The 12225-nt window shown below is 66.2% G+C and carries 14 protein-coding genes; 5 read left to right on the top strand and 9 right to left on the bottom strand.

Going from position 1 to position 12225, the window contains the following annotated elements; translation table 11 throughout:
- Nucleotides 1-25: 25 nt before the first annotated feature.
- A complete protein-coding gene (locus tag ACQP0C_RS16090; protein WP_433733688.1) occupies nt 26-871 on the bottom strand; it encodes a LysR family transcriptional regulator in 846 nt (281 codons plus the stop codon).
- A gap of 83 nt (nt 872-954) precedes the next feature.
- On the opposite strand from ACQP0C_RS16090, the gene ACQP0C_RS16085 reads away from it, so the two are divergent.
- A complete protein-coding gene (locus tag ACQP0C_RS16085) occupies nt 955-1968 on the top strand; it encodes a bile acid:sodium symporter family protein (protein WP_433733687.1) in 1014 nt (337 codons plus the stop codon).
- A gap of 10 nt (nt 1969-1978) precedes the next feature.
- Here ACQP0C_RS16085 and ACQP0C_RS16080 read toward each other — a convergent pair whose 3' ends face one another.
- A complete protein-coding gene (locus ACQP0C_RS16080) occupies nt 1979-2413 on the bottom strand; it encodes a hypothetical protein (protein ID WP_433733686.1) in 435 nt (144 codons plus the stop codon).
- A gap of 118 nt (nt 2414-2531) precedes the next feature.
- Nucleotides 2532-3233: an HAD family hydrolase gene (locus ACQP0C_RS16075; RefSeq protein WP_433733685.1), complete on the bottom strand. Its 702-nt coding sequence runs from the start codon at nt 3231-3233 to the stop codon at nt 2532-2534.
- 146 nt (nt 3234-3379) lie between these two features.
- Between ACQP0C_RS16075 and ACQP0C_RS16070 the strand changes: the two genes are divergently transcribed.
- A complete protein-coding gene (locus ACQP0C_RS16070) occupies nt 3380-5332 on the top strand; it encodes a gamma-glutamyltransferase family protein (RefSeq protein ID WP_433733684.1) in 1953 nt (650 codons plus the stop codon).
- 46 nt (nt 5333-5378) lie between these two features.
- Here the strand turns inward: ACQP0C_RS16070 and ACQP0C_RS16065 are convergent, their stop codons facing one another.
- From ACQP0C_RS16065 to ACQP0C_RS16050, 4 genes are all read right to left on the bottom strand, one after another.
- On the bottom strand, nt 5379-5768 hold the full coding sequence (locus ACQP0C_RS16065; protein WP_433733683.1) for a PH domain-containing protein: 390 nt from the start codon (nt 5766-5768) through the stop codon (nt 5379-5381).
- Nucleotides 5769-5894: 126 nt separating this feature from the next.
- Nucleotides 5895-6368, bottom strand: coding sequence for a 6,7-dimethyl-8-ribityllumazine synthase (ribH, locus tag ACQP0C_RS16060; protein WP_354960190.1), 474 nt, complete (start codon nt 6366-6368; stop codon nt 5895-5897).
- 52 nt (nt 6369-6420) lie between these two features.
- Nucleotides 6421-7665: a bifunctional 3,4-dihydroxy-2-butanone-4-phosphate synthase/GTP cyclohydrolase II gene (locus ACQP0C_RS16055; protein WP_433684370.1), complete on the bottom strand. Its 1245-nt coding sequence runs from the start codon at nt 7663-7665 to the stop codon at nt 6421-6423.
- A gap of 153 nt (nt 7666-7818) precedes the next feature.
- Entirely contained in the window at nt 7819-8442 is a 624-nt protein-coding gene (locus ACQP0C_RS16050; RefSeq protein WP_433733682.1) for a riboflavin synthase, read from the bottom strand.
- A 579-nt stretch (nt 8443-9021) separates the two neighbouring features.
- On the opposite strand from ACQP0C_RS16050, the gene ACQP0C_RS16045 reads away from it, so the two are divergent.
- On the top strand, nt 9022-9492 hold the full coding sequence (locus ACQP0C_RS16045) for a hypothetical protein (protein ID WP_433733681.1): 471 nt from the start codon (nt 9022-9024) through the stop codon (nt 9490-9492).
- 21 nt (nt 9493-9513) lie between these two features.
- Here the strand turns inward: ACQP0C_RS16045 and rpe are convergent, their stop codons facing one another.
- Nucleotides 9514-10170, bottom strand: a complete 657-nt coding sequence (gene rpe, locus ACQP0C_RS16040) for a ribulose-phosphate 3-epimerase (RefSeq protein ID WP_433734568.1) — start codon at nt 10168-10170, stop codon at nt 9514-9516.
- Nucleotides 10171-10266: 96 nt separating this feature from the next.
- Here rpe and ACQP0C_RS16035 point away from each other — a divergent pair, with 96 nt between their 5' ends.
- The gene (locus ACQP0C_RS16035) at nt 10267-10689 is read left to right on the top strand and encodes an ATP-binding protein (RefSeq protein ID WP_433733680.1); all 423 of its coding nucleotides are present in this window, start codon (nt 10267-10269) and stop codon (nt 10687-10689) included.
- Complete coding sequence (locus tag ACQP0C_RS16030; RefSeq protein ID WP_433733679.1) at nt 10689-11546, top strand: RNA polymerase sigma factor SigF; 858 nt, start codon at nt 10689-10691, stop codon at nt 11544-11546. The genes ACQP0C_RS16035 and ACQP0C_RS16030 overlap by 1 nt, the downstream gene beginning before the upstream one ends.
- 48 nt (nt 11547-11594) lie before the next feature.
- Here the strand turns inward: ACQP0C_RS16030 and ACQP0C_RS16025 are convergent, their stop codons facing one another.
- Nucleotides 11595-11936, bottom strand: a complete 342-nt coding sequence (locus ACQP0C_RS16025) for an MmcQ/YjbR family DNA-binding protein (RefSeq protein WP_433733678.1) — start codon at nt 11934-11936, stop codon at nt 11595-11597.
- Between the last annotated feature and the right edge of the window lie 289 nt (nt 11937-12225).

Below are 12225 nucleotides of genomic sequence, written 5' to 3'. Positions count from 1 at the left end.
GGTGCGCCGGTCGCCGTGGCTCGGCTCAGGCGAAGCGACGCGCACTGGCGGTAATGGCGTCGCACAGCGCCTGCTGCGGCGGTGACGGACGGGCGTGACGGCGCATCAGGACGAATTCGAGTTCGCCGAGATCCGGCAGACGGTGCGCGGGCAGGACGACGAGGCCGTCCGGTAGCAGCGTTCCGGCGTGCACGATGACGCCGAGACCGGCGAGGACGGCGGCGCGCAGGCCGAGTTGGCTGTCGCTGGTGCAGGTCACCCGCCAGGTGCGGGCGTCACGTTCGAGGGCCCGCAGCGCGACGCGGCGGGTGAGGCTGGGCGGCGGATAGGTGACCAGCGGCACCGGATCGTCGAATTCCATTGCGGCCGAACGGCCCGCCCACACCAGGCGGTCGCGCCAGAGCAGTTCGCCGTGGCGTTCACCCGGCAGCCGCTTGCCGACGACGAGGTCGAGTTCGCCGGTCTCCATCCGGGTTTTGAGGTTTTCGCTCAGGCCGACGGTCAGCTCCAGATCGATGCCGGGATGGGTGCGCTGGAATTCGAACAATACGTCGGGCAGCTCGCGGGCCATCACGTCATCGGAGGCGCCGAGGCGGATCAGGCCGGTGAGGGTCGAGTCGGAGAAGTAACGCTCGGCCTGGCTCTGGGCATCGAGGATGGTGCGGGCGAAGCCGACCATGGCCGCGCCGTCGGCGGTCAGGGCGAGGTTGCGGGTGTCGCGGCGGAGTAGTTCGCGTCCGGCCGCCTTCTCCAAGCGGGCGATATGGCCGCTGACGGTGGACTGACGCAGGCCCAGGATGCGACCGGCCGCGGTGAAACCACCCGCACGTTCGACGGCGAGGAAGGTCCGCAGCAGTTCGGGTTCGAACACACCGCTAATTATCACCGATCGCGTTTACAGATATCGAACCCAACGCCTGTCGCGATCAGTCGCGAGCGTCATACCGTCGACAGGTGAGGTTCTTCGCCAAACTACGGATCGACGCGTTCATGCTCGGCATTCTGGTCAGCCTGGTGGTGGCGATATTCCTGCCTGCGCGCGATGCCTCGGCCGATGCGCTGGACTGGATCACCAAGATCGCGATCGGCCTGCTCTTCTTCCTCTACGGCGCTCGGCTCGCGCCCCGCGACGCGCTGGCCGGGTTGCGGCATTGGCGGCTGCACTCGTCGGTTTTGGCCGTGACCTATCTGATCTTCCCGCTGATCGGTCTGGCACTGCGCTTCCTTGCGCCGTCGGTGCTGACCGATGACCTCTACACCGGCGTGCTGTTCCTCTGCCTGGTGCCCTCGACCGTGCAGTCATCGATCGCCTTCACCTCTATTGCCCGCGGCAATGTCGCCGGTGCGGTGGTCAGTGCGTCGCTGTCGAATCTGATCGGCGTCTTCGCGACGCCGCTGCTGGTGATGCTGCTGATGGACACCACCGGCAATGCCACTGTCACCCCCGCCGCGATTCTCGCGATCGTGGTTCAGCTGCTGCTGCCGTTTCTGGTGGGTCAGCTGCTGCGGTCCAGGATGGCCCGGCTGCTGCGGCATGCCGCACTGACCAGGGCGATCGATCGCGGTTCGGTGTATCTCGTCGTCTATGCCGCCTTCAGCGCGGGGATGGTCGAACACAGCTGGAGCGGTATTTCGCCGCGGGCGCTGCTGGCGACTATCGCGGTGTGTGCCGCCATCCTCACCGTGGTCCTGACGATGACCACGTTCGGCAGCCGCTTCCTCGGCTTCTCCCGTCCGGACCAGATCGTTGTCGTGTTCTGCGGCTCGAAGAAGAGCCTGGCCACCGGCCTGCCCATGGCCTCGGTCCTGTTCGCGGGACATCCGGTCGGCCTGATCGTATTGCCGCTCATGATCTTTCACCAGATCCAGCTATTGACCTGCACGGTTCTCGCGCAGCGCTATGCGCGATCCGCGGCCGAGAACGCATCGGCCGATGCGACAGCCGAGGTTTCCGCACAACCGGTCTGATTCGATGTGGTCAGCCCTCGGCGTCGGTGACCCGAATATCGAACCAGGCCTTGGCTTCCGGCTGCCACAGCTGATGGACGATCGTCGCCGACGCGCCCAGCGTGAAGAGAATGACGACCAGCTCCGCCAACTCCGGGACGGCCTCGACATGCACCCGCAGCACCGCGACGGCCTGCAGAACCGCCAGCCCGATCGCGACCCGACGCACCAGCGGCCCACGACCGAAACAGTAGACGGTGATGGCGAGCAGCCAACTGCAACCGAATTGCAGGGCCGCGGATCCGGCCGCCTCATCCGTGGCGATCAGGCCCATGACGATCGGATAGGCGAGGCCGAAGCCCGCGAGTCCCGACACCGCCTCTCTGGCCTCCCGAACCGCTTCGGGCGGGCCCATCGGTCGCGTGGTTCGCACGGCCGATGATTCGAAATACGCCTCAGCATCCATGGCCACTCCCGTCGAGCCTGCACACCCGCGATGTGTTCGGCCTCACAGCAAGCTAATTCAGCGTGGGCGCATCGACATTCCAGACCAGTAGAGTGTGTCATAGGTCACAGAGCAAATGCTAGGTCAGTTCGTACTGCCGCAAGACGTCGAGCAGCCCTTCGGCACGATCCGCCGTCGGCACGGGATCGACCAGCGCGAAAGCGCAGCCCGCGGCCACGGCACCACCATCGGCCTCCGCGCTGTCGCCGACCATCAGCGCCGACTCGGGGCGCACGCCGAGCTGATCCAACGCGGCCAGGAAGATTCGCGGATCCGGCTTCACCGCGCCGACCTCGAACGACAGCGTATGCGCCGCGATGAGCCGATCCCAGCCGTTGGCGGCGAACGCCGGACGGATATCGAAGGCGATATTGCTCACCACCGCGACCGGGATATCTTGTGCCGCCAGGGTTTTGAGAACGGCACCAGTATCGGGATACGGCGTCCAGGACATCGGGTCGAGCACCCGGTCGTAGAAGCGCTCGATCAGCGTCGGCGTCGGCACCCCGGCTTGCCGCAGCACCTCGAAGTAGGCCGTGCGATGCATCGCCGGATCCAGATCCCGCCGCTCCCACGCGATCCGGCCCGCGGCGTCGAACCGTGCGCCAGCACCGACCGGCCTGGTCATCCGTTCCAGGATCGTGACTTGGTCCAGGGGCTCGCCATCGAGTCCGACCATGCCGTCCCAGGTCTCGTCGGGCTCCAGCCGGAACAGTGTGCCGGAGAAGTCGAACAGCACTGCCTCGATCGCCACTCGATCCAGCGTACCGAGCGTGCTCATCGGCGGGACTTCGCTCGAGCGAGCACCTGCGGAGAATGCTTGTCCGCGAAGCATTTTCGACACCTGTGCAGCGGACTTACCACGGCTGGGAGCCGACAGCGCCGGAATTCCCGCGAGGGTCGGCGATCGGCGATACAGTGCCGTCCATGAGTCGCACGCGAGGAACCTGGGTCAGCGCCGCGGCGGCGCTCACGCTCATCGTCGGTGTTGTCAGCGGATGTTCGGCCGAGGACAAACCGGCGAATGCGGCGTGTACGGCAACGCCTAACGGCACCCCGGTGGTCGCGACCTCGGCGGGTGCGGCGCCCGGCGCAACCAAGGATCTGAGCACCAATCCCGAGATCGCGACCGGCTACCGATCCGGGATGACGGCGGTGCGCACCAAGACCTATGCGGTCTCGACGGCCAATCCGCTCGCCACCAAGGCCGCCTGCGAGGTGCTGGGCAATGGCGGTACCGCCGCGGATGCGCTCATCTCGGCGCAGACGGTGCTCGGGTTGGTGGAACCGCAGGCCTCCGGCCTCGGCGGCGGCGCGTTCCTGCTCTATTACGATGCGGCGAGCAAGAGCGTGGAGGCCTACGACGGCCGGGAGGTCGCACCCGCCGCCGCGACCGAGAACTACCTGCGCTGGGTCAGCGATACCGATCGCACCGAGCCCAAGCCGAATGCGCGGGCGAGCGGGCGCTCGATCGGCGTGCCCGGCGTCGTGCGCATGCTGGAAATGGCGCATCACGACCACGGCAAGACCACATGGCGAGACCTGTTCACCCCGGCCATCGGCCTCGCCGATCAGGGCTTCCCGATCAGTCCGCGCCTGGCGGGCCAGATCGCCGAATCGGCCAAGGATCTGGCCGTTGACGAGGCCGCGAAGGCGTACTTCCTCAATCCGGACGGCACACCCAAGCGGGCCGATACGGTCCTGGCCAATCCGGCGATGTCCAAGACCCTCAATGCCATCGCCAGCGACGGTGCGAACGCCTTCTACACCGGCGCAATCGCCCATGACATCGTCGACGCGGCCGACTCCGCCGCGGGCGGGCGCACGCCCAGCCTGATGACCGTCGACGACCTCGCCGGATATCAGGCCAAGAAGCGGACCGCCCTGTGCACCAGCTATCGCACGCACGAGATCTGCGGTATGCCGAGTCCGTCCTCGGGCGGCATTACCGTCGCCGCCACTCTCGGCATCCTGGAGAACTACGACCTCGCGGCACTGCGCCCGGACAATATCGATCGCAACGGCGGCAAGCCGAAGGCCGATTCGGTGCACCTCATCTCCGAGGCCGAGCGGCTGGCCTACGCCGACCGCAACAAGTACGTCGCCGATACGGATTTCATTCCGCTGCCGGGCAATTCGCCGCAGACCCTGATCAATAAGGACTATCTCAGGCAGCGTGCGGGACGCATCGACCCCAACCACAGCATGGGCACCGCCCAACCCGGCGATTTCGGCCCGGTTCCGCTCGGTGTCGGCCCACAGCCGCCCGAGCACGGCACCAGCCATATTTCGATCGTCGACAAGTACGGCAATGCCGCCTCGATGACCACCACGGTCGAATCGGCCTTCGGATCATTCCATCTCGTCGACGGATTCGTGCTGAACAACCAGCTCACCGACTTCTCCGCCGACCCGCTCGGCACCGATGGCGCCCCCGTCGCCAACCGCGTGCAGCCGGGTAAGCGGCCGCGCAGCTCGATGAGCCCGACCCTGGTGTTCGACCACAATGCCGACGGCTCCCGTGGCGATCTGACCCAGGTCGTCGGATCCCCCGGCGGCTCGGTGATCATCCAGTTCGTCGTGAAAGCCCTGATCGGCGTGCTGGATTGGGGCCTGGACCCGCAGCAGGCCGTCTCCGGCGTCGCCTTCGGCGCCGGAAACAGTCCGGCGACCGGCGTCGGCGGCGAACATCCCGCCATCGACGCCGCCGATAACGGCGATCACGACCCGCTGGTGCTACGCCTGCGCGAACTGGGCCATCAGGTCTCGGTCGCACCCCAATCCAGCGGCCTCAGCGCACTGCAGCGCGACGGGTCCGACGGCTGGATCGGCGGCGCCGACCCGAGGCGCGAAGGCGCGGTCCTCGGCGACACCCGCTGACGTGCGGCTGCTCCATCCGATACCACACCATCGGATGGAGCAGCGCTCACTCCTGTGCGGCAGTGTATTTCGCGCCCAGCTCCCGCAGTTTGTCGAGGGCTTCGGCCGCGCGTTCCTTATCGTTGGAGCGGATCGCCATCAGTGGGACGTAATCGTCGTCGACGAGTTCGAGACGGGCCCAGGACTTTCGGTCCGGGAAAGAGACCCCGCGGATGTACTGCCAGGGGAATTCGGTGTCGCCCAGGATATTGCGCACCGAGACTCCGCGTTTGCCGACACGCACCCGCGGCCGGGTCAACAGCAGGACCGCCGCGGCGCCGAGGACGCCGATGCCGATCATGGCGAGCTGGTCCGCGAACCGGAAGTTCACGCCCGTCGAACCGTGGCGCAACCAGATGCCGCCCGCCGTGAAACCGGCCACGAGCAGCACCGCCACGATCCATGCAGTCCGTACCGCGCGATGGGGCCGCACCTCGAGCTCCCAATCGCCTTGTCCCGATGCGGCAGCCGAACCCGCCCCGTCGCCGGGGCGCCTACGCCAAATGCGCACGACCGGCATGGCCTAGGGCCGCAGCGCGCGCAGCGTCAACGCGGCGTCGAGCGCTGCCGCGGCGGCCTGTTCGCCCTTGTTCTCGGCGGAACCGGGCAATCCGGCTCGGTCCAGCGCCTCCTGCTCGTTATTGGTGGTGAGCACACCATTCGCGACCGGCGTGCCCGCATCCAGCGACACCCGGGTCAGACCGGCGGTCACCGCGTCACAGACGTATTCGAAATGCGGTGTGCCACCGCGGATCACCACGCCGAGCGCGACCACCGCGTCATGTGAGCGGGCCAATTCCTGGGCCACCACCGGCAATTCCATCGCGCCCGCGCACCGCACCACGGTGATGTGCTCGACGCCCGCGTCCTTGGCCACCTTCTCCGCGTTCGCGACCAGGGTGTCGCAGATCTGGGTGTGCCAGCGCGAGGCGACGATGCCGAGCTTGAGGTCCTTGGCATCCGACAGCTCGAAGCTGGGTACGCCGGTGCCGCTCATCGAATACCGCCTTTCCAGGCTGTGTCAGGGTGCGAATACTCGAGATAGGTGATCACTGCGCCGTCTCGCCCAGGTCGAGCTCATCCAGCCCGATCAGGTCGTGGCCCATCCGGTCCCGCTTGGTGCGCAGGTACCGCAGGTTCTCGGCATTGGCGCGCAACGGCATCGGCACCCGCTCGGTGATCTTGAGCCCGTAGCCGTCGAGTCCGACCCGCTTGGCCGGATTATTGGTGAGCAGGCGCATGGACCGGATGCCCAGATCCACCAGAATCTGCGCGCCGGTGCCGTAGTCGCGAGCGTCGGCGGGCAGGCCGAGCTCCAGATTCGCGTCGACGGTGTCGTGGCCGGAATCCTGCAGCTGGTAGGCCTGCAACTTGTGCATCAGCCCGATGCCGCGACCCTCGTGCCCACGCATATAGAGCACCACGCCGCGATCCTCCTGGGCCACCATCTCCAGCGCGGCGTCCAGCTGCGGACCGCAGTCGCAGCGCAGCGAGCCGAAGACATCGCCGGTGAGGCATTCCGAGTGCACCCGGACCAGCACATCGTCGCCGTCTTCGATATCACCGCGCACCAGGGCGACATGTTCGACATCGTCGTAGATGCTCTGATAGCCGACGGCCTTGAATTCGCCGTGCGCCGTGGGGATCCTGGCCTCGGCGACCCGGATGACCTGCTTCTCGTGCTTGCGCCGCCAGGCGATCATCTCGGCGATGGAGATCAGGGCCAGGTTGTGCTCGTCGGCGAAGACGCGCAGCTCCTCGGTGCGGGCCATATGGCCCTCATCCTTCTGGCTGACGATCTCGCAGATGACACCCGCGGGCTGCAGTCCGGCCATCCGAGCCAGATCGACCGCGGCCTCGGTATGGCCGGGACGGCGCAGCACGCCACCGTCCTTGGCGCGCAATGGCACAACGTGACCGGGCCGGGTCAGATCGTCGGCCTTGGCATTCGGGTCGGCGAGCAGTCGCATGGTGGTGGCGCGGTCGGCACCGGAAATACCGGTGGTGACGCCCTCCCTGGCATCGACCGAGACGGTGTAGGCGGTGCCGTGCTTGTCCTGGTTCTGCGCGTACATCGGCGGCAGGCCGAGACGATCGCAGTCATCACCCGTGAGCGGCACGCAGATATAACCAGAGGTGTAGCGAATCATGAAGGCGACCAGTTCGGGGGTCGCCTTTTCTGCCGCAAAGATGAGGTCGCCCTCGTTCTCGCGGTCCTCGTCGTCGACGACGACGACCGCCTTACCGGCGGCGATATCGGCGACTGCGCGCTCGATGCTGTCGAACCTGGTCACGTCTGCTGTGCTCCATCTCGAAATAGGTGCCTCACTACACTACTGTGTTGAATTTGCAGCGCGGCGCTGCGTGTTCGCGGCCGCTCGCAAGACGCGCTCCGTGGTCGTCGCCGGAGCGAGAACGCCAGATCCAGCACAGCGTTTACCCGCAGCTCACCCGCGCTGTTGCAGGCGCTCCACGTACTTGGCGATGACGTCGACCTCCAGGTTCACCTTGGTACCGACGGCGGCGGTGCCGAGGTTCGTCATGGACAGGGTGGTCGGGATCAGCGAGACCTCGAACCAGTCGCGATTGCCGTCGGCGGCGGGGGCGTCGGCGATGCCGAGACCCGAGACGGTCAGCGAGATGCCGTCGACGGTGATCGAGCCCTTCTCCACTACATATCGAGCGATCGCGTCCGGCAGCGAGATCCGCACGACCTCCCAGTTCTCCGAGGGCGTGCGCGCCAGCACGGTGCCGGTGCCGTCGACATGGCCCTGCACCAGGTGGCCGCCGAGCCTGCTATTCAATGCGGCCGCGCGTTCGAGATTGACCCGCGAACCCGCACCGAGTCCGCCGATGCTGGAGCGGTTCAACGTCTCCTGCATGACGTCGACGGTGAACGAATCGCCGTCGACCACGTCGACCACGGTCAGGCAGACGCCGTTGACGGCGATCGAATCACCGTGGCCGGCATCGGAGGTCACCAGCTTGCCCCGGATCGTCAAACGAGCGGCATCGGCCAGCTCCTCGGTGGCGACGATCTCGCCGAGTTCCTCGACGATGCCTGTGAACATGCCTTGACTCCCTGTCGCGTCGTTTCTACGGTTGCCGAACAGCCGGGGTCCGGCGACTATTCCCGTCGTACCGGTCCATGCCCAGCGTAACGACGCCGGGTCGTAGAAGACAGCGCGGTTCCGTCCAGCGGCCAGTCGAAACCGCGGCTTCGCAACTCGGGCCGGAAGCGGACCTCAGGGCACCCCGGGACGCATCGAACCAGCATCAATTATCTTTCGAACCGAAATAATGTACGGCCGTGCGGAAAATATTTCCGTTTACCCGCCGACGATAATTGTTCATTCCTATTTCTGGAACTGCGCGGCGCGATTTCATCCGTCGCGCATAGTGTCGAACCAGACGTTGTACCCACTGGCGACACAGTTACACCGAAACCTTGCGCGGGCGAGAAAACGGTCGCAATATTGTTACGCAGCTGATTCCTATCGTTCAACTTCGACCCGAGCAGTTCAGTGCGGAACGGTTCACCCCGGGCCCGCGATGCGGTCCGGCGAGTTCGACCAGGAAATCCACCACTCGAGGAAGCCAGGAAACAGCACCGTGGGTCAAAACAAGTTCGACACCAATGGGGGTGCTGCGTGACCACGCTTGTCGATTCGACGCTGGAAGTTCGCTGTGTGCAGTACCGGCGAGAATTTCATATGCCCGCATCGATCGACCCGACGTCGCGGCGCATTCTACTTCATATCGGTACCCATTACGGCGCCATCACGATGCCCGCCGATCTCGGTGAACAGGTACAGCGGCAGCTGGCACAGGCGCAGATCGCCGCGCCGGTGGTGCACCACCCGAGGGCGCGACGCTGGACCTTCATTACCGGCCCGGCCCGGCCCGACACCCTCAGCGCGGCCGTCTCAGCGGAGTTGTTCCGGCTCTATGCGACCGTCGCCTGCACCGGCAGCCAGGTTGTGCTCCCCTCACCGGATGATGAGCGCACCGGCTATCGCACCTGGATCCAGCCGCCAGAGGACGCGACGACCCTGCCACCGCTCAGCGCGGTGATCGAGGCCACGCGAGCGCTCGGCAGCCGGAAAGCGCCCGCCCGCTAGGAGATTCGGCCCGCCAGGGCTTCAGACCGCGCGCAGTGCCGCGGCCCGCTGCCGCAGTTTCTCGACGGTCGCCGCCGGGTCGTCGGTGTTGTAGACCGCCGATCCCGCAACGAAACAATCGATACCCGCCTCCGCGGCCGCCTCGATCGTATCGGCATTGATACCGCCGTCGATCTCCACGATCAAACGCAGTTCACCGGCGTCCACCAGCCGACGCACGATCCGCGCCTTCTCCAGCACGTGCGGAATGAACGATTGTCCGCCGAAGCCGGGTTCCACGCTCATCACCAGCAGTGTGTCGAAATCGCGCAGGATTTCCAGATATGGCTCGATCGGCGTATTCGGCTTCACCGAAAGTCCCGCCTTGGCACCGGCCGCGCGAATATCGCGCGCCACCGCGATCGGATCGTCGGTCGCCTCGGCGTGGAAAGTGACATTATGCGCACCCGCCTCCGCATACGGCGGCGCCCAGCGGCCCGGATCTTCGATCATCAGGTGGCAGTCGAGCGGAATGTCGGTGGCCTTCAACAGACTTTCGACCACCGGAAGTCCGAGGGTGAGATTCGGCACGAAGTGTGCGTCCATCACATCGACGTGCAACCAATCGGCGCCGTGCACGGCTTTCGCCTCGTCGGCGAGGTGCGCGAAGTCGGCGGACAGGATGGATGGGGCGATCATCGGCGTGGTCGGGCGCTTAAACGTCGAAGTGGACACATTGCGGGAGCTTACCGGTACCTAGGGTTGCTCCGGCCGAGAGTGGGTAGCCTGCATAGGGTGATCAACATTTCGGCGGAACAGGGGCTCTACAGCACCCCGGTGGAGATTCGGGTGGCGGCGTCGGTGACGCAGCTGCCGATCGTGCGTGGGCTCGCCGAAACACTGGTGCTGCTCAGCGATTTCACCCTGGACGAGGTGGCCGATATCCGGCTGGCCGTCGACGAGGTGTGCTCGACGCTGATCGCGGTCGCGGCGCCGGAGACGAGCCTGCACTGCCGGTTCACCGTCGGTGACACCGAACTACTCGTTCGGGTCAACGGGGTCGCCGCCACCGAGGGACTGCCGGATCAGCGCAGCTTCGGCTGGCATGTGCTGCGTACCCTCACCGATGACGTACAGGCAACACAGGATCCGTACGACGTGGCCGTTTCCGGATATCCGACGACGGTGGAGTTCCGTCGGGTCCGGGGGAAAGCGTAGTGGCGGACGAGAACACCGTGTCCGATGCCGAGCAGGACGATGATGTCGAACCCGTGCTGACCGAGGAAGCCGCAGAGGAAGTCGAAACCCTGCAGGCATCGGGCGCGGGCTACGACGATGTCGGTGCGCTGTTCGAGCAGCTCGCCGCCGCCAAACCGGGCACCGCACGGCACAGCGCGCTGCGCGCCGAGCTGATCAGCCGCTGCATTCCGCTCGCCGATCACATCGCCCGCAAATTCAGCGGTCGTGGTGAGCCGTTCGACGACCTCACCCAGGTGGCGCGGGTCGGGTTGGTGCACGCGGTCGACCGTTTCGATATTTCCCGCGGCTCGAACTTCCTGTCCTTCGCGGTGCCGACCATCATGGGCGAGGTGCGTCGCTACTTCCGCGACAACACCTGGGCCATGCGGGTGCCGAGACGGGTGAAGGAGACGCATCTGCGTATCGGCGCCGCCATCGACTCGCTTTCGCAAACCCTGGGCCGCTCCCCGACCGCGAAGGAGATCGCCGCCGAGCTCGATGTGGATCCCGACGAGGTGACCCAGGCCGTCATCGCGGGCAATGCCTACCAGCCGAGTTCGATCGACGCCGCCTCACTCGGCCGCGATACCGAGGCATCGCTGCTCGACACCCTCGGCGAGGAGGAGTCCCAATTCGACCGGGTGGAGGAATATGTCGCGATCCGTCCGCTGCTCGACGGACTTCCGGAACGCGAACGCCGCATCCTCACCATGCGCTTCTTCGAATCGATGACCCAGACCCAGATCGCCCAGCGCATGGGCATCTCGCAGATGCACGTCTCGCGCATTCTCGCGAAAACCCTTGCCCGCCTGCGCGAGCAGTCGGCGCGCGACTGAAACGCTGGCGTCGCAGCTTCGGCACCGTCGGAACGGGTGACCAGCGAACTAGCGTGCCCGCTGTTTTCGCAGTTTCGCCGGTGCCGACAGCCACCATGCGGCGTCGAGCATCTCGCGCAGTTGATCGGGCTCGATCCGGTCGAGATCAATGAGGATGTAGGGATATCCGTCGTAGTGCGGTGTGGTGTAGAAGGTGGGATCGCCCGAGGCGAGCAGTGCCTCCTTCTCCACCATCTCGCACACCAGCGCGAGCCCGCCCTCGGCCTCCGAGCGCAGCCGCGCGAACCCCTTACCACCCACCTTCAATGCGGGACTGCGCCACCATGTCGATTCCGCCACCTCGGGAAGTTCGGTCGCCAGGGCCACCACCTGCTGCCACGTCATCGCCATGGGGTCAGTTTGCGGCGTCGACCCGCCGAAGTCTTGGACGAATGTCGCTTCGGATGCGGCCGCGCCGGGTACACCGCCTACATTTCGCGCATTCCTTTGGGCGGCTGCTCAACACTCCGGCCGCCGCGGGGCACATGCTGCGGGACAGCACCGCCGTGGAACTCGGCGGGTGGATGCACCCGCGTCGAGTTCCGCGCAATTCCTCGGGACCGGTTGCTCAACACTTCAGCAGGCGGCGGTGCGGGCCAGGTGATGCGGACGGCACCGGCCCGCGGAATCGCCCGGCACC

It is taken from the genome of Nocardia sp. CA-129566, assembly GCF_050956075.1.
Taxonomy (GTDB): domain Bacteria; phylum Actinomycetota; class Actinomycetes; order Mycobacteriales; family Mycobacteriaceae; genus Nocardia.
Note: the sequence above shows the minus strand (reverse complement) of the source record. Positions and strands in the feature narration are given on the sequence as shown.